At 32.5% G+C, this 24,072-nt stretch carries 23 protein-coding genes; 9 read left to right on the top strand and 14 right to left on the bottom strand.

The window, feature by feature from the left end; all coding sequences use genetic code 11:
- Nucleotides 1-6: 6 nt before the first annotated feature.
- From LY08_RS10405 to LY08_RS10395, 3 genes are read left to right on the top strand one after another with little or no spacing between them, the layout of a single operon-like run.
- Entirely contained in the window at nt 7-963 is a 957-nt protein-coding gene (locus LY08_RS10405) for a mechanosensitive ion channel family protein (RefSeq protein WP_211305931.1), read from the top strand.
- A gap of 6 nt (nt 964-969) precedes the next feature.
- Nucleotides 970-1,860 (top strand): DUF6268 family outer membrane beta-barrel protein, encoded by an 891-nt coding sequence (locus LY08_RS10400; protein ID WP_245907582.1) that lies wholly within the window; start codon nt 970-972, stop codon nt 1,858-1,860.
- Complete coding sequence (locus LY08_RS10395; RefSeq protein ID WP_111660385.1) at nt 1,860-3,023, top strand: sigma-54-dependent transcriptional regulator; 1,164 nt, start codon at nt 1,860-1,862, stop codon at nt 3,021-3,023. The genes LY08_RS10400 and LY08_RS10395 overlap by 1 nt, the downstream gene beginning before the upstream one ends.
- 32 nt (nt 3,024-3,055) lie before the next feature.
- Here LY08_RS10395 and LY08_RS10390 read toward each other — a convergent pair whose 3' ends face one another.
- Entirely contained in the window at nt 3,056-4,264 is a 1,209-nt protein-coding gene (locus tag LY08_RS10390) for a hypothetical protein (protein WP_111660384.1), read from the bottom strand.
- Nucleotides 4,265-4,332: 68 nt separating this feature from the next.
- On the opposite strand from LY08_RS10390, the gene LY08_RS10385 reads away from it, so the two are divergent.
- The 4 genes from LY08_RS10385 to LY08_RS10370 all read left to right on the top strand — a co-directional run bounded on the left by LY08_RS10385 (nt 4,333) and on the right by LY08_RS10370 (nt 8,040).
- Nucleotides 4,333-5,211: a PPK2 family polyphosphate kinase gene (locus LY08_RS10385; protein WP_111660383.1), complete on the top strand. Its 879-nt coding sequence runs from the start codon at nt 4,333-4,335 to the stop codon at nt 5,209-5,211.
- 332 nt (nt 5,212-5,543) lie between these two features.
- Nucleotides 5,544-6,941 (top strand): M20/M25/M40 family metallo-hydrolase, encoded by a 1,398-nt coding sequence (locus tag LY08_RS10380; protein WP_111660382.1) that lies wholly within the window; start codon nt 5,544-5,546, stop codon nt 6,939-6,941.
- A 7-nt stretch (nt 6,942-6,948) separates the two neighbouring features.
- The gene (locus tag LY08_RS10375) at nt 6,949-7,515 is read left to right on the top strand and encodes a hypothetical protein (RefSeq protein ID WP_245907581.1); all 567 of its coding nucleotides are present in this window, start codon (nt 6,949-6,951) and stop codon (nt 7,513-7,515) included.
- Nucleotides 7,516-7,662: 147 nt separating this feature from the next.
- The gene (locus LY08_RS10370) at nt 7,663-8,040 is read left to right on the top strand and encodes a VOC family protein (protein WP_111660381.1); all 378 of its coding nucleotides are present in this window, start codon (nt 7,663-7,665) and stop codon (nt 8,038-8,040) included.
- 7 nt (nt 8,041-8,047) lie between these two features.
- On the opposite strand, the gene LY08_RS10365 is transcribed toward LY08_RS10370, so the two are convergent.
- The 3 genes from LY08_RS10365 to lysA all read right to left on the bottom strand — a co-directional run bounded on the left by LY08_RS10365 (nt 8,048) and on the right by lysA (nt 11,377).
- The gene (locus tag LY08_RS10365; RefSeq protein WP_111660380.1) at nt 8,048-8,458 is read right to left on the bottom strand and encodes a response regulator; all 411 of its coding nucleotides are present in this window, start codon (nt 8,456-8,458) and stop codon (nt 8,048-8,050) included.
- Nucleotides 8,451-9,923: a PAS domain-containing sensor histidine kinase gene (locus tag LY08_RS10360; protein ID WP_111660379.1), complete on the bottom strand. Its 1,473-nt coding sequence runs from the start codon at nt 9,921-9,923 to the stop codon at nt 8,451-8,453. Before LY08_RS10360 ends, LY08_RS10365 begins: the two co-directional genes overlap by 8 nt.
- Before the next feature lie 203 nt (nt 9,924-10,126).
- A complete protein-coding gene (lysA, locus tag LY08_RS10355; protein WP_111660378.1) occupies nt 10,127-11,377 on the bottom strand; it encodes a diaminopimelate decarboxylase in 1,251 nt (416 codons plus the stop codon).
- A gap of 234 nt (nt 11,378-11,611) precedes the next feature.
- Here lysA and sucC point away from each other — a divergent pair, with 234 nt between their 5' ends.
- Nucleotides 11,612-12,805, top strand: coding sequence for an ADP-forming succinate--CoA ligase subunit beta (gene sucC / locus LY08_RS10350; RefSeq protein WP_111660377.1), 1,194 nt, complete (start codon nt 11,612-11,614; stop codon nt 12,803-12,805).
- 61 nt (nt 12,806-12,866) lie between these two features.
- Here sucC and LY08_RS10345 read toward each other — a convergent pair whose 3' ends face one another.
- On the bottom strand, nt 12,867-13,187 hold the full coding sequence (locus LY08_RS10345; protein WP_111660376.1) for a DUF1456 family protein: 321 nt from the start codon (nt 13,185-13,187) through the stop codon (nt 12,867-12,869).
- 181 nt (nt 13,188-13,368) lie between these two features.
- Here LY08_RS10345 and LY08_RS10340 point away from each other — a divergent pair, with 181 nt between their 5' ends.
- Nucleotides 13,369-13,770, top strand: coding sequence for a TerB family tellurite resistance protein (locus tag LY08_RS10340; RefSeq protein WP_111660375.1), 402 nt, complete (start codon nt 13,369-13,371; stop codon nt 13,768-13,770).
- 147 nt (nt 13,771-13,917) lie between these two features.
- On the opposite strand, the gene uvrB is transcribed toward LY08_RS10340, so the two are convergent.
- From uvrB to LY08_RS10290, 9 genes are all read right to left on the bottom strand, one after another.
- Entirely contained in the window at nt 13,918-15,921 is a 2,004-nt protein-coding gene (gene uvrB, locus LY08_RS10335; RefSeq protein WP_111660374.1) for an excinuclease ABC subunit UvrB, read from the bottom strand.
- Between the two features lie 424 nt (nt 15,922-16,345).
- Nucleotides 16,346-16,867: a hypothetical protein gene (locus LY08_RS10330; protein WP_245907580.1), complete on the bottom strand. Its 522-nt coding sequence runs from the start codon at nt 16,865-16,867 to the stop codon at nt 16,346-16,348.
- 176 nt (nt 16,868-17,043) lie between these two features.
- A complete protein-coding gene (locus tag LY08_RS10325) occupies nt 17,044-17,916 on the bottom strand; it encodes a cyanophycinase (protein ID WP_111660373.1) in 873 nt (290 codons plus the stop codon).
- 113 nt (nt 17,917-18,029) lie between these two features.
- The gene (locus LY08_RS10320; protein WP_111660372.1) at nt 18,030-18,746 is read right to left on the bottom strand and encodes a DUF6090 family protein; all 717 of its coding nucleotides are present in this window, start codon (nt 18,744-18,746) and stop codon (nt 18,030-18,032) included.
- A 167-nt stretch (nt 18,747-18,913) separates the two neighbouring features.
- Nucleotides 18,914-19,405: a hypothetical protein gene (locus LY08_RS10315; protein WP_146603217.1), complete on the bottom strand. Its 492-nt coding sequence runs from the start codon at nt 19,403-19,405 to the stop codon at nt 18,914-18,916.
- 144 nt (nt 19,406-19,549) lie between these two features.
- Nucleotides 19,550-20,074: a WG repeat-containing protein gene (locus LY08_RS10310; RefSeq protein ID WP_111660370.1), complete on the bottom strand. Its 525-nt coding sequence runs from the start codon at nt 20,072-20,074 to the stop codon at nt 19,550-19,552.
- A gap of 152 nt (nt 20,075-20,226) precedes the next feature.
- Nucleotides 20,227-20,565 (bottom strand): hypothetical protein, encoded by a 339-nt coding sequence (locus tag LY08_RS10300; protein WP_245907579.1) that lies wholly within the window; start codon nt 20,563-20,565, stop codon nt 20,227-20,229.
- 211 nt (nt 20,566-20,776) lie between these two features.
- A complete protein-coding gene (locus tag LY08_RS10295) occupies nt 20,777-21,616 on the bottom strand; it encodes a hypothetical protein (RefSeq protein ID WP_146603215.1) in 840 nt (279 codons plus the stop codon).
- A gap of 108 nt (nt 21,617-21,724) precedes the next feature.
- A complete protein-coding gene (locus tag LY08_RS10290; RefSeq protein WP_111660366.1) occupies nt 21,725-24,061 on the bottom strand; it encodes a T9SS type B sorting domain-containing protein in 2,337 nt (778 codons plus the stop codon).
- Nucleotides 24,062-24,072: the final 11 nt, after the last annotated feature.

Raw genomic sequence — 24,072 nt, 5'->3', positions numbered from 1 at the left:
TACAAGATGCAAGAAGAAAAAGTTGCAGATAAAATAGAAAAAGAAGTAGAAAAAGTAGGCGAAGCTATTATAGAAAGCTCTGCTTGGGAAAAATTTGTTGATTTTTTAAACTATAAACTATTCACTTTTACCGATACTAACGACGAGATTATTAGTGTTATAAAGGTAAAGTATGTGTTGTTAGTTATAGCAATATTATTATTTACTACCTACGTATTACGATGGGTTAGAAAATTAATGACCCAAAAATTACCTGACGATGACAAAGCTAAGTTTGTTACCGTATTTTCTTTCGCACGATGGTTAATTTACATAATTGTGTTTTTAGTGTCTATTGACTCTATAGGTATAGATGTGACTGCAGTGTTTGCTGCTTCCGCAGCTTTATTAATTGGTGTTGGTTTAGCGTTGCAGACCTTATTTCAGGATATTATTTCTGGTATTTTTATTTTGGTCGATCAATCAGTTCATGTTGGAGATATTATAGAAATTGATGGTAAAGTTGGACGGGTTGAAGAAATTAAACTAAGGACCACTAGAGCTGTGACTATAGATAATAAAGTACTGGTTATACCTAACCATTTGTATTTAACCAACAGTTTGTACAATTGGACACAAAATGGTACTACAACCAGAGAAACCGTAGACGTTGGAGTAGCCTATGGAAGTGATGTCAATTTAGTTAAAGAACTATTATTAGAAGCTGCTAAATCTTGCGAACTAGTTTTTAAACAACCACAACCAACGGTAATTTTTACCGATTTTGGTGATAGCTCATTAAATTTTAGAGTAGCTTTTACTATAGAAGATAGTTTTAATGCCAGAATCCCTAAAAGTGAAGTGCGATTTGCAATAGATAAATTATTTAGAGAAAACAATATAACCATACCATTTCCACAAAGAGACATACATATTATTAATAATCCTAATAATTCTAAGACCTTATCAAATCTTGGAGACTAATCTTATATGGCCAAAATTAAAATAATTAAATCAGGGTTATTTATAATTATTATGTTATGTGCTGTACACAGTACACAAGCACAATTAACAGATTTAGCACGATTAGAATATTCATTTATACCAAAAAGCGATTCAGAAGATCAATACACAAGATTAAGGTTGTTGTTAAATTATCCTCTTGAAACTAGTGAAGATTGTTATTTAGTTATAGGAGGTGAGTATAACAGAATTATTTTAAATTTAGAGGACGATTATCCTTTTAACAAAGAGCCTTTAAGAACACTCAATATTATAGATTTTAATATTGGATATACTTTTAAATTAAACCAACATTGGCGCACAGGAGTAAGATTAACGCCAAGAATTGCTTCTACCTTAACAGATAAAATAACTAAAGAAGATGTATATTTAAATGGTGGTGTCTTTTTTATAAAAGATAGAAGAGATGCAACAGACATAAAAAGACCATATAGAATCATATTAGGGTTAACCTATAATACAACAACTGGTATCCCGTTTCCGTTACCTTTTGTAAGTTATTTTAGAGAGGTTAACGAGAAATGGTCTTTTAGTTTAGGGGTACCAAAATCAAATTTAAAATATACGCTTGGCCCTAAAAGTTCTGTACAAACTTTTGTTGGATTGGATGGTTATTTTGCGCATTTACAAAAACCAACCTCTGTACTTGGAAGACAAGTAGATAATGTGTCATTATCTATTGCAATAGCTGGTTTAGGGTATGAATACGATTTTACAAAACACTTAGTTTGGTATAACTATATTGGTTATACGTTACGTATGAATAATGTTTTGAGAAACAAAGACAGAGAAGATATATATACATTAGATAATGTAAATGCCTTTTATTTAAGAACAGGAATAAAATTTAAAATATAATGCCGAAAATATTAGTAATTGAAGACGAAGCAGCAATTAGAAGAGTATTAATTAAAATACTGTCTGAAGAAAATGATACCTATCAAGTAGACGAAGCCGAAGATGGTTTAGCAGGTGTTGATAAGGTAAAAAAGGACGATTACGATTTAATTCTTTGTGATATTAAAATGCCAAAAATGGATGGCGTTGAAGTGTTAGAAGCGGTTAAAAAAATAAAACCAGAAATACCAATGGTAATGATTTCTGGTCACGGAGATTTAGATACAGCTGTAAACACGATGCGTATGGGTGCTTTTGATTATATTTCAAAACCACCAGATTTAAACCGTTTATTAAATACGGTTAGAAACGCGCTAGATAGAAAAGAGCTTGTGGTTGAAAATACCATTCTTAAAAAGAAAGTCAGCAAAAAATATGAAATGATAGGAGAAAGCGATGCTATTGCTCAAATCAAAGATATTATTGATAAAGTAGCTCCAACAGATGCACGCGTGCTAATTACAGGACCTAACGGAACAGGAAAAGAATTAGTAGCACATTGGTTACACCAAAAAAGCGAACGCGCTAAAGGACCAATGATAGAGGTTAATTGTGCTGCTATCCCTTCAGAGTTAATAGAGAGTGAATTATTTGGTCACGTTAAAGGGGCTTTTACAAGTGCTGCAAAAGACAGAGCAGGTAAATTTGAAGCTGCCAATGGAGGAACTATTTTTTTAGATGAAATTGGAGACATGAGTTTGTCTGCGCAAGCTAAAGTGCTGCGTGCGTTACAAGAAAGTCGTATCCAACGTGTGGGAAGCGATAAAGATATAAAGGTTAATGTACGTGTAATTGCTGCAACCAATAAAAATTTAAAAAAGGAAATCGAAGACGGAAAATTCCGTGAGGATTTATATCATAGATTAGCTGTAATCTTAATAAAAGTGCCAGCTTTAAACGAAAGACGTGAAGATATACCGTTATTAATTAATCATTTTGCAGCTAAAATAGCTGAAGAGCAAGGGACAGCTCACAAATCATTTTCAGCTAAAGCAATAAAATTACTTCAAGATTATGATTGGACCGGAAATATTAGAGAATTAAGAAACGTAGTAGAGCGTCTTATTATTCTTGGCGGAAGTGAAGTTAGTGAACAAGACGTCAAGTTATTTGCTAGTAAATAAAATAAAAAAAGCCTCTTCTTAAGAGGTTTTTTTTATAGGTTAAATTTAAATCCAAACCCAGTTTGTATGTCAGGATTGTTATTAACCGTTAAGTCCTGCTGTACATAAAAATAGGTTGTGGTTTTCTTTCCAAAAGAATAAATAAACGTCCAATAATTATTGTTTTTATAAAGGTTAGTAACACCTTGTCCCCAAGAATTGAAAGCTTTTTCATCTCGGATAGGTATAATATATTCTAGTTCATCTTTTTTATTCAAACTGGTTTGAAAATAAAAATCTGTCCCAAACGTATGAATCGTCCCTTTTTTAGAGATAAAACTATACTCTAAAGCAGTTTCTAAAAACCCAATAAAGCTATTGGTTCCAAACATCACATTATCCGATTTAAAATTTACTAAGCCTTTTCTTAAACTACCTACACTTAACCCTAAATTCAGGTTATTACGGTCATTAATTCCTATAGTTTTAATAGCATTAGCAGAGAGGCCAAAATCTAAAGACGAGTTGCTTTTAGACAGATTTGCACCCAAATGTCCTCCAAAATTAATACCAATGGTTTTATTTTTAATAAAATCTGGATAGTAGTAATAACTGGTTTCTATACCTGTTGCAAAAAAATCTCCTGCATCAATATTTAAACTATTTCCTGCTCTGTCATTATAAGTGATATTGGCTTTGTTTAATCCAAAAACGCGTCTGTCAAAAGGGTCGTTTCCACCAGCAATATGATCATGAAAATCTTCAATAAACGTATCATTTGTAAAAATTGAAAAAGGTGTTTTTCCTTTAGTTAATAGGTAAGTTCTTACACCTATTTGTAATTCGTGTTTTTCCGCAAGTCTAATATTTACAGCAGCTTTAAAACCTTTAACAACACCATCATTAGCAAGGTTAAACGAATCTTTGTCTATTGTACTTTCATCAAAAGCTCTATGTGCTTGATCCCAATTATAACCTCTAACAACCGCTCTATCTGCTTCATTTTTTGGTATATATACGTTAACAGGAGGGCTCCAAATATTACCACTTTCTATACTAAAATTAATATAATTTTTGCTAGGTGCTTTATTTTCAAAATGACCTTGAAGTCTGTTAAAAAAGACACCAAAACTATGCGTCGATAAAATATTTGGTTTGGTAATATTGTTTTTTGTAAACTTTTCTAAATCAGTATCTTCTTGAGCGATTGAGAAAACAGAAACAAAACAAAACAACAATAATAGATAATAGCGTTTTACCATAGATTGAAAATATGAGCACGAATCTACAAAATCTTCAGTATATTTAAATATTAATAATTTATTCTTTCATGAAACAAATTAATATAAACGACCATAAAATCACATCCAAAATCAAATTAAATAATCTGCCTAGTCTAATAGATTTAGAAGCAGATAAAGACACCACAGAAGATGCTTTAAAAAAAGTAAGACGTCAACTAGGTAAGTTGCAAGACACGATGTATGCTCATGGAAAATACTCGGTTTTAGTGTGTTTACAAGGTATGGATACGTCTGGTAAAGACAGTTTAATTCGTGAAGTGTTTAAAGATTTTAATGCCAGAGGTGTAGAGGTTATGAGTTTTAAAGTTCCTACAGAATTAGAGCTAAAACACGACTATTTATGGCGACACTATTTAAAGCTACCAGCACGTGGTAAATTTGGTGTTCATAACCGTACACATTACGAAAACGTTTTGGTAACACGCGTACACCCAGAATATATTTTAAACGAAAAACTACCTTTTGTAAAAAGCGTAGACGATGTTAACGATGCCTTTTGGGACAAACGCTTTGACCAAATCAATAATTTTGAAAAACACTTAGTAGAAAACGGTACCATTGTCTTTAAGTTTTTTATGAACCTGTCTAAAGAAGAACAACGCAAAAGACTATTACGTCGATTGGACAAGCAAGAAAAAAACTGGAAATTCTCTGCAGGCGACCTAAAAGAGCGTAAACTTTGGGATAAATACATGGACTGTTACGAAGATGCCATAAACAGATCTAGTAAAGATTATGCACCTTGGTATAACATTCCAGCAGACGATAAACCTACTGCAAGATTACTTGTAGCCACAATTTTACACGACACATTAAAAACATATACAGACATTAAAGAACCAGAATTGGACGCAAAAACCAAAGCCAATCTGCATTTATATAGAGAACAATTAAGTAACGAGTAACATAGCAATTAAAGTAGAAAACAATTATATAATTTACTATTTATATTTAACTTGTTAAATGTATAAGTCCTAAATCAATTCACAGAATTGATCGCCAAGGCGAAGAATAGATGAAGAAAAGCTCCGAAAATCAGGAGAACTTTGTTCGACGCGGAGTTTTCAATTCGGTTTCAGTTTGTAAAACTGAAAATTCCTTGGCTTGGATGTCGTTTTTTGGTTCGTTTTTTTGACAAGAAAAAAATGAACATTATATAAATAAAGCAATAATTTCAAGAGCCAATACACTTTTAGGTTTTTAATAACCATAAATTTTTAAAATAAATTTCACATCAATGAAACAACTAACATTACTTCTAACACTATTACTATCAATTAACGTCACTGCTCAAACAGACCAAGACGTTTTAAAAACCATTTACAGCCAATCCTTAACCAATGGAAAAGCCTATCAATGGTTAGACCATTTGTCAAACCAAATTGGTGGACGCTTATCAGGATCTGTAAATGCAGAAAAAGCAGTGCAATACACCAAATCCGAATTAGAAAAGTTGGGCGTAGACAAAGTGTGGCTCCAAGAAGTGATGGTGCCTAAGTGGGAACGTGGAGATAAAGAAGTGGGCTATTTTACAACCATAAACAACAAAATAGATGTTAATATTTGTGCATTAGGAGGCTCAATAGCAACAGCAGATTCAGGTTTGGAAGCTGCAGTAATAGAAGTTAAAAGCTTTGAAGAATTAGAAGCACTTGGTGACCAAGTAAAGGGTAAAATAGTCTTTTTTAATGGTGCCATGAATCCAGAATTAATCCACACTTTTGAAGCTTATGGAGGATGCTCTAAACAACGTTACGCAGGTGCTTACGAAGCTGGAAAACTAGGAGCAGTAGGTGTTATTGTTAGATCGTTAAACTTGCGTCAAGACGATTTACCACATACAGGAAGTATGAGTTATATGGATTTACCAAACGAGCAACGCATACCATCTGCAGCAATTAGTACCAATGATGCTAACAAACTATCTGAAGCTTTACAAAAAGACAATAATTTAACTTTTTACTTTAAACAAAACTGTCAACAATTTGAAGATGTATTATCGTATAATGTTATAGGCGAAATCAGAGGAAGTGAGTATCCTAACGAGTTTATGGTTGTTGGAGGACATCTAGATTCTTGGGATTTAGGAGATGGCTCACATGATGATGGAGCAGGAGTAGTACAATCTATGGATGTGCTTAGATTATTAAAAGAAAGCGGAATTAAACCTAAACGTACCATTCGTGTGGTATTATTTATGAACGAAGAAAATGGTCTTCGTGGCGGAAAAAAATATGCAGAAGAAGCTAAACGTAACAACGAAAACCATGTCTTTGCTTTAGAAAGCGATTCTGGTGGATTTACACCTCGTGGTTTTAGTTTTGATTGTAGCGACGCAGTATTAAATAAAGTGTTGGGTTGGGAGTCGTTATTTAAACCATATCTCATTCATTATTTCGAAAAAGGCTACAGTGGTGCAGATATTGGACCCTTAAAAAACGATAATATTGTGTTAGTAGGATTACGACCAGACTCGCAACGTTATTTTGACCATCACCATGCAGCTAACGACACGTTTGATGCTGTTAATAAACGCGAGCTAGAATTAGGCGCAGCAACCATGACTAGTTTGGTGTATTTGTTTGATAAATATGGAACTAATACGCTTCCAGAAGTTAAACAGTTTAAAGATTAGTTTAATTATGAAAAAAATACTTTTTATAGCCATACTGTTCACATCTATAACTGTAGCTCAATCAGATAATAAATTACCGTATTACGAGCTTCCCGAAGCATCAGACGCCTTTACAGCAGGTACAGTTGCAGCACGACAAGTGGATGCTTTAGGATTTAGATTTTACCATGCAACCGATGGGTTGACAGAAAAAGATTTAGCATATAAACCAACAGATTCTGTGAGAACAACTGCAGAAACGGTAGATCATATTTACGACCTATCAAAAATCATATTAAATTCAACATTAAAACAAGCCAATTCAAAAGAGAGTGCTAATCTAACTTTTAAGGACAAACGTGCTGCCACGTTAAATAATCTAAAACAAGCAGCAGATATTTTAAGAGCAAGCGAAGATATCTCGCAATTCAAAATCATTTTTGGAGAACGAGAGATTCCGTTTTGGAATAACATAAATGGACCAATAGCAGATGCCATTTGGCATTGTGGACAAATAGCCTCTTTTAGACGCGTAACAGGCAATCCGATAAATCCAAAAGTGAATCATTTTACTGGAACGGTTAAAAAAGAATAGTTTAAGACAAGTAAGGACTGACAACCCTAATTTAATTTGCCTTTAAAAATAATAATTGAATATTGTTATTTTTAAAAATTTGAAAACCATTGTCAATTTGAAACCCATTGTCACACTGAGCTTGTCGAAGTGTAATTATTAAATAAAATGAATAAACCCACCTTACATCAAATTCATCCTGTGTTACCAGTACAAAATGTGTTGGCAGCCTTATTTTTTTATACACAAAAATTAGGCTTTACTATTGCTTTTGCAGACGATCCTAAAAATCCAACCTATGCTGGAATACGTCGTGACCATATAGAAATTCATTTGCAGTGGCACGATGAGAAGGAATGGGATTTTAATGTCGATAGACCAATGCTTCGTATTGTGACACAATATGTAGATGCTTTATATAATGAATTTAAAGATAAAGACGTCTTTCACCCAGAAACAGTAGTTAAAGATACAGCATGGCAAACCCGAGAATTTGCGTTTTACGATTTATATAAAAACGGATTGACTTTTTATCAAAACAATTAATTAAATATTAAGAGCTTTTCTTTTTTAATATAGATGTTTTTAAGGTTGACAAATCCTCTTTTTTAATAGGTTTACTAATATAACCACTGACAAGTTTATTTTTTTTGGCTTTGCTTACATCTTTTTTGTCAATTGATGAACTGGTGATGTAAATAGAAATGCCTGTATTAAATTTATTAATCTTGTATTGCTTTAAAAACTGCCAACCATCCATAATAGGCATGTTTAGGTCTAGCAAAACCACGTCAGGTAATGGTTGGTCCTCTTCAGCAAGTTTTTTAAACTCATTTATAGCCTCTAATCCATTTTTAAATATGATATAGTTAGTTGAGAAATTAGTAATTTCTAGTAATTTTTTTATTGCAAATAAATAGATTGGGTCATCATCTATAATACAGGTTAGCTTAATCTCATCCATTTTTCAAATAAATTTTAAATGTTGATCCCTTTCCAATTTTACTTTCAACTTCTACCTTTCCACCAATAGCTTCTAATTGAATTTTAGTAATAAACAAACCAAGTCCTCTAGAGTTTTTATGCTTATGAAAAACTTTATACATCCCAAATAGATTATGTTTGTTTTTTTTCAAATCAATTCCAAGACCATTGTCATTAACACTTACAATAATAAATTTTTTATCTTTTATGGCTTTAATATTTATTTCCGGAATTATGTTCTGTTTTTTATATTTTATAGCATTAGTTAGAAGGTTATTTAAAATACTATCTAAATATGCAGGTAATGCTTTTACTTTAATATTCTTATTTATAGAGATGTTTACTTTTACATTATCGGCTAAGATTAAAGCGTTTAGGTTGCCTATTGCTTTTTCAACAGAATTAAATAGATTAAGAGATTTTAAATCAGATTTATTAATTTTATTAATAACAACTTGATTTAAATTTATAATCGTTTCATTTAAATTGCCGATCGCAGTTTCAAATAATGGATAATATTCGTCATTAACGACTTTTGGTACTTCTTCTTTTTTTAATTGCACTAACATCTCTAAATTACTAACGTGAGATCTTAAATTATGAGATACGATATGTGCAAAATTTAAAAGCCTTTCATTTTGTTTGGACGAAATGTCTAACAAACTTTTAATTTTTTTCTTACCTAGTTTAATTTTGGTAATATCACTAATATTAAAAATAAAATGAAGTGGTTTATTGTTGTAATTTTTAACAATTGTACAGGATAAAATACAGTAAACGGTTTTTCCTTTTTTGTGAATGAATCTTTTTTCTGCTTGAAAATGATCTAATTTACCTGCAAGCATTAAAGGTATTTCTTCATCACCAATATATTTATCTTTTGGATGAGTTAGATCTTTAAAACTAATGTTAAAAAATTCTTCATCTGTATAACCTAACATGTTACAAAGTGCATGGTTTACTTCTAACCAATCTCCTTCTAGGCTTACCAAAGCCATACCAGTTAGCGAGTTTTGAAAAATAGATCTAAACTGTTTTTCTTTTAGGGCTGTTTGTATTGCTATTAAAGTTTTTTCTGTTGTATCTTGAAAAACACCTTGTACACTTATACATTTTCCGTCTTTATGTTTAGGAAAACCAACAGATCTAACCCATTTTTCATTTCCTTTTGCAGTTACAATAATAAATTCGTCATCAAAACTTTCGCCTTTATTTATTGCGTTGTTAAATAATTCTGTAATACGATTTCTGTGGAGTCCTTCTTTATAAAAATTTAGACCCTTAGTTACATCAGGCACAAAAGAGGGACTTACTTCATGAATTCTCTTAGTGACATTACTCCAACTTAAAGTATTCGCTTCAATGTCAAAAGACCAAGAGCCAATAATTAGTGATTTTTCTAATGTTTCTAGAAAATCATTAACTTCATTTTTATTTAAGAGCATCAATCAACTATATAATATAAAAACCTATTTAGAAGTAATTAGAAATTCTTTTATAAAGGTAGTTACTAAATTTAATTGATGAAGATACAATTTTTTTAAAGATGAATTGTCAATATCATCGACAAACAGCTTTTTTGTTTTGTTTATTGAAATAAAACCTTACAATTTGTACAGATTAGTTTATAGAATTTAAATATTGATAATTAGAGGGTTATGTTTTGTTTGGTAGTGGATTTTACTTTTTTAGGTTTAAAATCTATCTCTACTTGATTTTTTAGAATATCCTCAAAAGTTTCACGTTGTCTAATTAAATGGGCTTCACCATTATAAACCAAAACTTCTGCAGGTCTGTAACGCGAATTGTAGTTGCTAGCCATACTGTAACAATAGGCACCAGCATTACTAAAAGCAAGAATATCGCCTTCATTTATTTCAGAAATACGTCTATTATTAGCAAAGGTGTCTGTTTCGCAAATGTAACCAACAACACTATAAAAACGCTCACGACCTTCTGGGTTAGAGAGGTTTCTAATGTCATGTTGCGAGCCATACAACATCGGTCTAATTAAATGATTAAATCCACTATCTACTTGTGCAAAAACAGTTGAGGTGGTTTGTTTTACCACATTAACATTCACTAAAAATTGCCCAGCTTCGCTCACTAAAAACTTACCAGGTTCAAAAGCTAAGGTTAATGGTTTACCATATTCTTTACAAAACTGGTTAAATCTTGTGCTTAATTTTTCACCTAATTCTTCTATATTAGTTTCAATATCTCCAGCTTTATAAGGAACTTTAAATCCAGAACCAAAATCTATAAATTCTAAATTTTTAAAGTGTTTAGCGGTTTCAAATAAAATTTCGCTAGCATATAAAAATACATCAATATCCAAAATATCACTTCCTGTGTGCATGTGGATACCGTTAATGTTCATTTTAGTATTTTCTACAATTCTAAGTATATGTGGTATTTGGTGTATAGAGATACCAAACTTACTATCAATATGTCCTACAGAAATATTAGTATTTCCACCTGCCATAACATGTGGATTTATTCTTATACAAACTGGTGTTTTAGGATGTTTGGTTCCAAATTGTTCTAAAATAGACAGGTTATCAATATTAATTTGGCAACCTAATTTAGCAACGGTTTCAATTTCTTCTAAAGACACACCATTAGGTGTAAAAATGATGCTTTCTGCATTAAATCCTGCAGCCAATCCCAATTGCACTTCTTGAATAGACACGGTATCCAAACCAGCACCAAGTTGTTTCATTAATTTTAAAACCGAAATATTAGACAAAGCTTTAACTGCATAATTAACTTTTAATTGGTTAACATCCTTAAAAGCAGCAGTAAGTCTGTTGTATTGTGTGGCAATACGTTCTGCATCGTAAACATAAACTGGGCTCCCAAAATCTTGTGCTATTTGTAATAATTGACTGTCTTGCATTATAATTTATTTTTGTCAAAGGTATCCGTTTTCGTCAATTTAAAAACTTAACTAATATAATATTACACATTTAAAACAATTTGTTAATTATTTAACAATTTAGTGTTTCAACAATTTATCATCGTTTTTCATAATTAATTATTAGGGTAAGTAAATGTGATTATTTACTTTTGTAGCTCTAAAATTTAAAGTTTTTCGCTTTCGCGGAAATAATATATAAATCCATTAATAAAGATGAATTTACACGAATATCAAGGAAAAGAATTATTAAGCAGCTTTGGCGTACGTATTCAGCGTGGTATTGTTGCACAAAATGCTGATGAAGCAGTTGCTGCAGCAAAAAAACTAACCGAAGACACAGGAACAGGATGGCACGTGATTAAAGCACAAGTGCATGCTGGTGGACGTGGTAAAGGTGGTGGAGTTAAGTTGGCTAAAAATTTAGATCAAGTTAAAGAGATTGCTGGTCAAATTATTGGTATGGACTTAGTAACTCCGCAAACGTCTGCAGAAGGTAAACGTGTACATCAAGTATTAGTTGCAGAGGATGTGTATTATCCTGGAGATTCTGAGCCAAACGAATTTTACATGTCTGTATTATTAAACAGAGGTAATGGACGTAATATGATTATGTATTCTACCGAAGGTGGAATGGATATAGAAACAGTTGCAGAAGAAACTCCTCATTTAATTTTTACAGAAGAAATTGATCCAGCAACAGGAATTTTACCTTTTCAAGCACGTCGTGTAGCCTTTAATTTAGGATTAAGCGGAATGGCTTTTAAAGAAATGACAAAATTTGTTACAGCATTATATACAGCTTACGATAAGTCGGACGCATCATTATTTGAAATTAACCCAGTGTTAAAAACTAGTGATGATAAGATTATGGCTGTAGATGCTAAAGTAACTATAGACGATAACGCTTTATACAGACATAAAGATTTAGCTGCATTACGTGATTTACGTGAAGAAAGCCCAATCGAGGTAGAAGCTGGTGAGTTAGGATTAAACTATGTGGACCTTGACGGTAACGTGGGTTGTATGGTAAATGGAGCAGGATTAGCTATGGCTACTATGGATTTAATTAAGCAAGCAGGTGGTGAGCCAGCTAACTTCTTAGATGTTGGTGGTACAGCAGATGCAGCACGTGTTGAAGCAGCTTTTAGAATTATTTTAAAAGATCCAGCTGTAAAAGCAATCTTAATTAATATTTTTGGTGGAATTGTACGTTGCGACCGTGTGGCACAAGGTGTAGTTGATGCTTATAAAAATATGGGAGACGCTATAAATGTACCAATCATTGTGCGTTTACAAGGAACAAATGCAGACATTGCTAAAGAATTAATTGACAATTCTGGATTAGATGTGATGAGTGCTACCGAGTTCCAAGAAGCTGCAGATAAAGTACAAGCTGTTTTAGCATAATACAATTATAAAGTCACTCTTAGCAAGTCAAAGAGTCTTATTATAAATAAAAAGAGCAACGTTAATCGTTGCTCTTTTTTTTAGGTTTATACGTTTTGGTGGTATCTATTTTTTTAGGTTTCGCTGTCGCGGAAAATTTGCCAGATGGACGTTCACCCTTTTTAGGCATTGGTCCACGTAAATGAATAACCAATCCATTTAAAAAATTACGTAAAATCTGATCACCACATTCTACATAGTTAGGATGATCCTCGCGTCTAAAAAATGCACTAAGTTCAGATTTTGTAATTCTAAAATCTACTAGTTTTAAAATCTCTATAATATCAGTATCACGCAATTTATGCGCTACCCTTAGTTTTTTAAATATGTCGTTATTTGTCATTATAACTAGTTGAAAATTAATTATTTACAAGGTTGTGTTTTAGTGAAAATCATTTGATTATTGATTAACAGCACTTAAAATCGATGTAAAACTAGTGATTTTTCGATAAGCTACGTGCTTTCAACGATTATAAATTATGTTTTATTCTTAACTTTATAATGTATTATTAATCCCTCGAGTTATGCCTAATAGAGTAGAAAAATTAAGTTTATTATCAGAGATGATAGCTTTTGCGAAAAGTGACGATAGTCTCAAAACTGTTGAGTATAACTTTTTGTTAGCTGTAGCTAAACAACTAGATGTGTCAAGAGAGGATTTTGATTATTTAATCAATCATCCTGTAAGTCGTGTGGTATTAAAATCACACAGCGAGCGTATCGTGCAATTTCATAGAATGGTATTATTGATGCATGTTGATCAAGAACGTTCTAAAGAAGAGTTAGCTAAACTATACAACTATGGTCTTAGAATGGGATTAAACCACGAATCTATTACTAAAGTATTATACTTAATGGAAGGTTTCCCAGATATGATGGTACCAGCAGAAGTATTGATTGATATTTTTAAGGTGCAGTATAATTAAACAAAACTTATTAATTCTATTTATTTCGTCAGTTCGAGTGATTCGACGTGGGAGAATTGTATCGAGAACTTCTAGAATTTTTTCATGCTTCAAAAATCACTCGAAGTGACGAAAGGTGTTTTTTGTTAAGTATTAGTAATAATAAACTTAACTTTTCAATTCTTCCAACTTCCCTTGATATACTTTAATTTCATCACGTAATTTAGCAGCAACTATAAAGTCTAATGCTTTAGCAGCTTCTTCCATAATTTTACGTTTTTCACGAATTTTTTGTTCTAACTCACCTTTAGATAAATACTCACTTTCTGGTTCTGCAGCTCGTGCAGCTTCCAACTCGTAACTATACGTACTCACCGAGTTTTTAGATAAAGCACTATCTAAACTTTTATTTAAAGCTTTAGGGACTAAGTTGTTTTTAGTATTGTAGGCAATTTGTTTTTGACGTCTGTATTCAGTTTCATCAATAGTTTTTTGCATACTATTGGTAATTTTATCTGCATACATAATGGCTTTACCATTAAGGTTTCTAGCAGCTCTACCTACCGTTTGGGTAAGCGAACGAGCCGAACGTAAAAACCCTTCTTTATCAGCATCTAAAATAGCAACTAAGGACACTTCTGGTAAATCCAATCCTTCACGAAGTAGGTTGACACCAACCAAGACATCATAAATCCCTTTACGTAAATCTTGCATGATTTGAACACGCTCCAAGGTGTCTACATCACTATGGATGTAATTGACGCGCACTTCAATTCTGCTTAGGTATTTAGTTAATTCTTCAGCCATACGTTTGGTTAAAGTAGTGACTAAAGTACGTTCGTCTTTTTCAACACGTTGCTGGATTTCTTCAATTAAATCATCTATCTGGTTTAAACTTGGTCTAACCTCTATAATGGGATCTAATAATCCTGTAGGACGTATCACTTGCTCGACATAAATACCATCTGTTTTTTGCAGCTCGTAATCTGCAGGAGTCGCAGATACGTAAATGACCTGATTTTGTAAGGCTTCAAACTCTTCAAACTTTAAGGGTCTGTTGTCCATTGCAGCAGGTAATCTAAAACCATATTCTACAAGGTTTTCTTTTCTACTTCGGTCACCACCATACATGGCATGTACTTGAGAAATAGTGACATGACTTTCATCAACAACCATTAAATAATCGTCTGGAAAATAATCTAATAAACAGAAAGGACGCGTTCCAGGTTCACGACCATCAAGGTAACGTGAGTAATTCTCTATCCCAGAACAATAGCCCAACTCACGAATCATTTCTAGGTCAAATTCGGTACGTTCTTTTAAGCGTTTAGCTTCTAGGTGCTTGCCTATGTCCTTAAAATAGTCGTATTGCTTAACTAAATCGTCTTGAATATTTTTTATAGCACCTTGCAGTATATCTGGTGAAGTCACAAACATATTAGCAGGATAGATAGTCAGTCGGTCGTATTTTTCAACTACCTCGTTAGTTTGAATATTAAAGGCTTCTATCTCTTCAATGTCATCACCAAAAAAGTGAATTCTAAACGCATCATCTGCATAACTCGGAAAAATATCTACCGTATCACCTTTTATCCTAAAATTACCATGTCTAAAATCGGCTTCGGTACGTGAATACAGACTTTGTACTAATTGGTGTAATAATTTGGTACGCGAGATATGTTGGTCTACTTCAAGGGTAATTACATTTTTCTGAAACTCTACAGGATTACCAATACCATACAAACAAGAAACAGAAGCAACTACTAGCACATCACGACGTCCAGAGAGTAGAGAAGAGGTTGTACTTAAACGCATTTTCTCAATTTCTTCGTTAATGGATAGGTCTTTTTCTATATAGACTCCAGAGGTTGGTATATAAGCTTCAGGTTGGTAATAATCGTAGTAGGACACAAAATACTCTACCGCATTATCCGGAAAAAACTGTTTAAATTCAGAATACAACTGAGCAGCTAAGGTTTTGTTATGTGCTAAAACCAAGGTTGGTTTTTGCACCTCCTCAATCACATTAGCAACTGTAAACGTTTTACCAGAACCAGTCACACCTAATAGGGTTTGGTATTTTTCTTGACCATTTAAACCATTTACCAATTGCTTGATCGCTTCTGGTTGGTCTCCTGTGGGACTAAAATCTGATTTTATTTTGAATTTCATATAACTGATATTCCTGTTTAAACAGAAAAATTATAATAAGACTTGTGAATTATAATTGCATGCTAAATTAATGAATATTCGGCAGTATTTTATTTAAAGTAAGGTTAAAGCATTTTAAGTTATTGTTTTGAAACTTCAACTTTATCTTGCTTAATAGTTCTTGTCTAAGTTAGACAAAGGAAATTAACCACAAAAATATTAGTTTAGATACTCATGGGTTTTAAATACACACGCACAAACACAATGTAAATTGCAGCATACTATATCTATTTGATGAGATAATGTTTCTGACTTGAGCGTATAAATAATAGAAAATCAATTAATATAGAAGTTTAGACAGATAGAATTTTATTTTTTATAGTTATTAAGATGCAATGCTGTTTATCGATTTCTAGTTGTTATATAAGGATGTTGTGCAACGGATTTATATTTTCTTAATAATCCAATTCGATATTTTTTCAATTCGGAATATTATAATTAGTGTCAAAATCGTTTTTAGAATATAATTCGCAATCGCAAAATCAGGTAATTCAATTTCTTCATTTCCACTCAGTATCGAAATAAATATAGAGCAGTATTCAATTAAGTCAGGAATTAGATAAATTAATTTCGCCAACCAAATAATTCCGACTGTCAATAGAATCACTTTTGTCAGTGATTCAGCGTTCAGTTCCGTTTTTATTTCAATGTCTGTTTTTATTAGTTTGTTAGAAATCCAATCGGCTTTTAGAAATAGAAAAAGGGAAACAGCAATATTCGCAATAGTCAAAAAGATTCCAGTAATATAGAATTTTTCAATCGGTTCATTCAATAGCTCATCAAATCTTGATAAACTAGCAACATTAAAGACTGAAAAGAAATATGAACCAAAATGGTCAAAAATTTTCGTGAATAAAAATAGTCCAGCTATTCTAATTGTTAGAGCTGTTAAAATTCGGTTTGTCATTAACTTTCGGTTTTGGTCATATGTTGCACAACGTGTTTGTATATGGTTTGTTGCGTGGTTTAGTACGTAATTTAGCAAATAAAAACCGAATAGAAAATCCGCGAGGATTTTCGTAAGTAGGCTAGAACTAGCAATAAATTATATACGTTGTTAGCTACAGTGATTATGCATAATGTTTAATTCCGAATGACTTTTCTGTCTCTTAAATTATATTTATCTCCACTTTTCAAAAAATAGAATAATTGGTTTTTATTTGGAAGTTCTTTTTGAGTTTCCTCATCGAATGGATTATGTTCAATTGACCAGAACGATTTGTCATAGATAATAACATAACTTTCTCCAATAACTTCCAGAATATCTCCTTTGACCACAATAGCAGTACTCTCATCAATTCCGATACCCAAAAGTTCAGGTTTTTTCTCTAGGATTGTAAACATATCAAACTGTCTATTTCGGCTTAACACGTGTTGGTCAATAACAATATTTGAAATAAATCCGAATCCAATTTCGTGGTCTCCCATCATTATTTGATTGTTTTTCGTATCTCCTCTTGCTAAATAGGAACCTTGTATAGTTGCGCCTGCTGACGAACCTGCAATTACGCCACCTCTGTCCAATAATTTTAATAGTTCCTTATGTACTTTGGTATTTAAATAACTATCTGCAATTCTCCAATGTCTACCACCTGTAAAATAAATACCTGTAGCTTCTTTAATCGGTTTAACAAAATCATCTGTATTTACCTCAATAGAATCATTTGTATGTAGAACCGTAAAATTAGGTATTCCATATTCTTTGAAATTTCTTTTTAATAACAATGTATCTATTTCATTGTTCCTCACAAACGCTGTTGGTATAACTACTATTTTCGCAGAATCTCCGCCAGCCAGTTTCCGAAATTCTTTCATAATATTAGTGTGTCCAATATCTCCACCACCAATCGCTATAAGTGTTCCATTTTCATTTCCTGTAGTTATTTTATTTTCCTGTGCTATACTTACAATAGGTAAGAGTAGTGTGATAAAAAATACGAATGATATTTTCAACATTTGTGGTTTTTAATTATTCTACGTTAGTTTTTGGGTCATTGTAGCTAACGTTTGGTATATGCGGAGGGCGACCGTTTAGGGAGCATTATCGCATATACATTGTTGTGCTTTCGTTATTTGTTTATTGCATTTTGCAACTCGTTTCTGATTTGTTTTATTTGAGGGATACTTCTTCTTAAACGAGGTACATATCTATTATAAACCTGTTGGTAACTATAGATTACGTTATGCCTGTACTCTTGACTGTTCACGAAGTAATCTTGTAATTCTTGACTGCTGTTTTCTTTTGTTATTCTTTTGTTTATCCATTCAGGATACCAACTATAATTATCTTTATAGTTTATGACTATTAATCTTTGGCTTTCAGAAATTGTTTGTTCTATTCTAATGAACCACTCTAAGGACTCATACATTTCTATCACTTTCAACGATAAACTGTCATTAACAGAGATGGTTCTCAGACGTTCAACTCCTGATTTATTTAGGACAGTATTTGGACTACTAGCGATTATTCTAGATAAACCATCATCCAATAAATCCACCGTTCTGGAATCTGAAACAACATTATCGAAAACAGACTTTATAGATTCATACATATTCAAATTTTCCGAAAGTTCATCTATATCATTATCTAGTTCAAAAATAATTTGGTTGTAGATTTCTCGAATTTCTTTTTGCACTTTTCGATTTTCATTCCAATTATTGACTTGTAATGCCAACAAGATTCCTATCATGACGAGAATGACCTCCCCAATAGCGTATTTTAAGTAATTGCCTGTTTTACCCTCTGAAAATAGTTTTTGGCGAATTTTACGGAAAAATTTTATCATTGGTTATGTTTGTTGGTCATAATGAAGCACAACGTGTTTGTGTAAGGATAGTTGCGTGTTCAAGCAACTAACTTACTAAAAATGAACCGAACCATTGGAAATTCCGTAGGAATTTCCAAGTAGGCAAGTCATAAGCAATTATTTTTACACGTTGTTGTAAAACGTTTTTATTTATATAATTCAGCAATAACGTCTTTTGTCAGTACAAGATTGGAATTTGGTAAATAAACAAAATCAGGTCCATAGCTGTTTCCAATTCCCAAAACACCATATTCAGGATTGAATAATATTGGTCCAGTTCCATCATCATATGGCTCTTTCAATCCATAATTTGTGAACGCAGATTTATGTATTTCGTTATTCAGATATTCCGTTCTATTTGAGGGAATAAATTGGTCAAAGACAAAAACCAATTGTTTAGACACTTTATCATAAGAAAACTCCATGTTCCTTTCTTCATTTTTCAGATTTCTATATGAGTATTTAGTTACTGTGTCATTTTCCGAAATAACCAATTCATATTCCATTATTGGCTTTGCGATTTCTGTGTGAAAAACATAAAGAGTTCTATTTTCAGATATCGGTTCAGTCTGTTTTTTCGAGTCGGAACAACTCAATAAAATCAGCAAAGGAATAAATATGTAAAGTGCTTTTTTCAAATGTTTTACAACGTTGTTGTGTATGGTTAGTTGCGTGGTTAAGCAACTAAGTTAGTAAACAAAAACGAGCGCGAGAAAATTCCGAAGGAATTTTCCAAATAAGCACTTGACAAAGCAATTAATTATACACCTTGTTGTAGCACGTTATTTTTCAGTTCGATTTCCTTTTGAATCTATATAATACCAACTATTTGACAAGAACATTTTCCGTCCGTTCGATGTTTTAGTCGTACAAGAATCAGAAACTTGTGCTTTACCCATAAAAAATGGATGTGCACATTTAAACTTCGGTTCAATAATTATTTCTCCGTCTTTGTTAGCATATCCATACAGTTTGTTTTTTATAATTCTAAAGAGCTCGTTTTCGACATAATCAGGTCCGTTGTCATATTTTGCTACTTCAAATAAGTGTTCCGCTTTATTGTTGATTCCGATTATTTTTCCAGTTCCTTTTTCGATTACCATTCCAAAATTCCGAATAGTGTCCGTGTAGCAATAATAATATTTCCCAATTGGAATTATTGTGTCTCCTTTTAAATTCAGATAACCAGAAGGAACTCCGATTTCGTCAAATTCTCCTTCGTGATATTTAATCAAATAGTTTTCCTTTTTCGAGCTACAAGCTGAAATCAGAACTGTGATTATTATTCCGAAGATGAGTTTTTTCATAATGTGCTACAACGTTTATGTATATGAAATGTTGCGTGTTTGTGAGCGAGGATTTTCCGAAGGAAAATCAGAAGCTAACAAACAAGCAACAAACTTTGATTTAGCTAAAACTAGCAATTTTTTATATACTTTGTTGTGTGTAGTTTTTTATTTTAATCAAATTCCGTTTTGTGGAATTCCAATAGTTTATCCGTGAAAATATTTATTTCTTTTTTCTCTTTTAGTTTAAAATCCGCAAACAAAATCAGTCCGAAAACAATAAACACAATCGGCAAAATCCAATTTCCTTTAATCAGCGAAATTATTGAAATCAGAATTCCGAGTCCGAGTAAGATTTTCGCTAAAATATTCATTGGTGACTTAAAGTCAAATTTCAAATCGTAATTCCCTGTGTCATTTACAATTCCGATTAGTCTGTGATTGTTCGGGAAACGATTCCGCATTAATTCAAACTTTTCAGTTCCGATATATCCATTATAGAATCCGTTCACAATTAACTTGTTTAGAATCCTTAAATTTTTATCACTTTTGGTTATCGTTTGTCTCATTCCTCAAATTACACACAACGTGTTCGTGTAAGGATAGTTGCGTGTTTCAGCAACTAACTTACTAAAAATGAACCGAACCTTTGGAAATTCCGCAGGAATTTCCAAGTAGGCAAGTCCCAAGCAATTATTTTTACACGTTGTTGTACGCTGTGATTTATTCAATACTTTCTTTTACGTGAATTTTCTTTTCAAAATAAATTTTATGTCCAATTATGCTGTCAATTTTTTGTCCACTTTCGTCTGTAAATGGTCCAATTGCGTATTGCTGATAATAACCTCTTAAGTTTTTGTCTCCAACTGAATCAAAGTAAAGTCCAATAACTGCTAACTTATTAAAATCAGCATTTTCAAACCATTTTTGGTTAATTGAATCAATCGATAAGTCATTAAATTCAGCAAGTTGGACTTCTTTTTCGTTTGAAAAGTCATAATTAAAATTCAACGTGTCTTTTCCGATAAAAGCTCTTACGTTAGATGGTTGATCTCTAATTACAGAAGAGAACACTTCCACATATCCTCTAATCGGTTCGTTTAATTTTATGGTATCTCGATTAAAGAATATTACATCGTAAATTGTATTTCGAAAAGGAATTGTGTCGTTTATAAATTCAGCTTGTTTATAGATTGAATCTTGGATTCTCCAAGCAATTGTATCTCCTTCTTTATTCAGGTTCCATGCTCGATTTGCTAATGATTTTCCGTTTATTGTGAACCACTCTCGAATTTCACGTAAGTCAGATTCTCGGTCATACAATTCCCAATTTCCGATTTTTTGATTTTCCTTGTATTGTTTTCCTTTCTTAAATAAAATTCCATTATCGTAGAAATAGTAAACACTATCAAAGTCCGCTAAATGAACAGTTTTTTTGAAAACTACTTTTGGGTTGTTCGGATAATATTCTATTGTTTCATTCCGCTTTATTTCAGCCGAATTTTGTTTACAAGCTATAATTGTAAAAGTTAGAATGAATATTATAAGTAGGTTTTTCATCATTGCGTACAACTAGTTATATGACAACTAATATATGTTTTTTTGGGTTTATTTTTCCGGTTATAACAACTTTTATGATGTTTTAACTCGAAACTTTTTCTATAAATAAATTTATCTAACCAAACTAAAATGTCCACGATAGGTTTGTCCATTTGGTCTGGTAACAACGTACCAATAGTCGTTTGTTGGTAACGGATTACCATGAAGTGTCCCATTCCAACCCTCGGTCTCTGGGTTAATTTGATGTAAGAATTTACCAAATCTATCAAATATTTTAATGTCTAAAGTCGCATTAAATTGGGCAGTCATTCCTTTTGGTTTCCAATGTTGGTTATACAAATCACCATTTGGTGTAAAATATTGTGGAAATCCTAAAATAGCAATGGTTTGTTCTGTTTGTCCGCAACCCTCCAAATCTCTGACAAAAACGGTATGTAGTCCTGGTGCTACGTTAGTAAATATATGTGAAGGTTGAAAACTAGTATTGTCCAATGCATATTCTACTTCTAAAGTATTGGAGACGTTAACAGTTACCGTATTGTTTGTTGTTAGTTCTGTAAAATCTATACTATCTATTATTGGTGCTTCAATTGGGACGACAGTAATGTCTCTGGTATTAGAGCAACCATTTGGGTCTGTAATAATAACCGTGTAGGTTCCAATTTCATTTATTTCTATAAAAGACGTGTTAACACCTGTATCTGTTCCGTTATGTAACCATTGGTAGTAATAGTTACTTGGCGAATCGTTTAATACGCCACCATACAGAGTTATGGTTTCTGGGTAGTCGTTTAAGCAATACTCGATAGTTTCATCTTCTAAAATGTCTGGTGTATATAACACGTTTAAATTAACTTCGGTAATGGCGTAACAATCAGAACTATTGGTGGTGACTTGTGCAATAATGGTTTGTAGATTGGCTTCTGTAGATTCAAAAATTGTTGGCAACGGATTGCTTTCCGCGAAAGCGTCCTCTTCATTTAGATAATAATGGATATCTGCATTATTAGGGACTAATAGTTCTATTTGCGTGGTGATTTGATCTAAATCAAAGAGGGTATAACCATCAATTGGATTGTTGTCACAAGCTTCTAAATTATAGACAGGTAAAGTGTTATTAGAAATTTGTAAGGTGATTTCTGAACTAGTCGTACAGCCAGTTTGATTACTCTCTATAAGTGCAAACACCGTTTGATTAATAGAGGTGTTTTGAAAATTTTCTGGAGTTGAAATTGCGTTTTGTTGCTGCTCTGCATCTGATTGTGATTGAAAAAAACCAACAATGGACAGATTAGGATCTCCAGAAGTGATGTCTAAATCAGCATTAAAAAGATTAAATTGGGTAAACCCATCTTGGTCTATATCGCAAGCTATTAACGTGGTATTTGGTGTTGTAAAAGCTGTGAATTCTTCTATAATAATGTCGCCATAACTAATGCAACCGTCTGCTAAAGTAACTTCTACATTATAGGTTCCTGGAGAATCCACCTCTAAAATTGGATTGATTTCTGTAGGTAATAACACTCCGTTTTCAAACCATGCATAGCTATTGTTTCCTGCCTGTGTGGCATCTAGTTGAATTGTGTCGTTTGGACACAATGCGTTATTAGTGCTTTCTAATAAATTTGGTCCTAAATCTGTAGTAAACTTAAAACTTCCTGCTTCTAAAAATACTGCAGAATCGTAACGGTAATTAAACTCGTCTGCAATAACAAGTTTTACCTCGTATGTTGCGTTAGGTGTAGTGTTTGCTACAGCAGACAAAACTTTTGTTTGTCCGTTAAAGTTAATTGGAGCTGTATTGTCATTCCAACTTTCAAAATAAAACTCGTTTTCTTCTTGACAACCTCCTGGTATTTCTGGGTGAACAGTGGTGACTTTTACAGGAGTTTGTGTGTTGGGTACTAGTGCAATATTTTCATATTGTTGTTGCCCGCTTTCGCGAATTAAAAAACCGAATAAATCTGAATATTGACAGGTATTTGGATTACCTTCTTGGTATTCTTCTGAAGCAAAAATATAATTGAAACTAATTTGTGTAGCAGTAGAAGTAAACTGAAACTCGATTATAGTGGCATTAAGCGTATTACTTTCGTTTAAAATAGATTCTAAATCTTGGTCTCCATCCCAATTTGGTGCATCGTCGTCACTTAAAGACGAGTTGGGACCATTGACATTAGTCAATCTTCCTGTACTTAAAACCACACCACTTTGAAACGGAAACGTGGTTCCTGATGCATCAAAATAGCCATAACTTTGGTCTGCACCACCAAAATTTCCACCAACAACATTAGTAACTTGTACATTGGTTATACAGTTACTGTCAATTAAAATATCTTCTATAAGTTGTTGTGGTGTGTAGGTCTGTGAGTCGGTAACAACATTTTGTGCAGAAACTACAGCAGAATAAAGAAAAAGAAAAAGAAAAATAATAAATACTTTATGCATACCAATTTTTA

Source organism: Olleya aquimaris (assembly GCF_003259525.1).
Classification (GTDB): domain Bacteria; phylum Bacteroidota; class Bacteroidia; order Flavobacteriales; family Flavobacteriaceae; genus Olleya; species Olleya aquimaris.
Note: the sequence above shows the minus strand (reverse complement) of the source record. Positions and strands in the feature narration are given on the sequence as shown.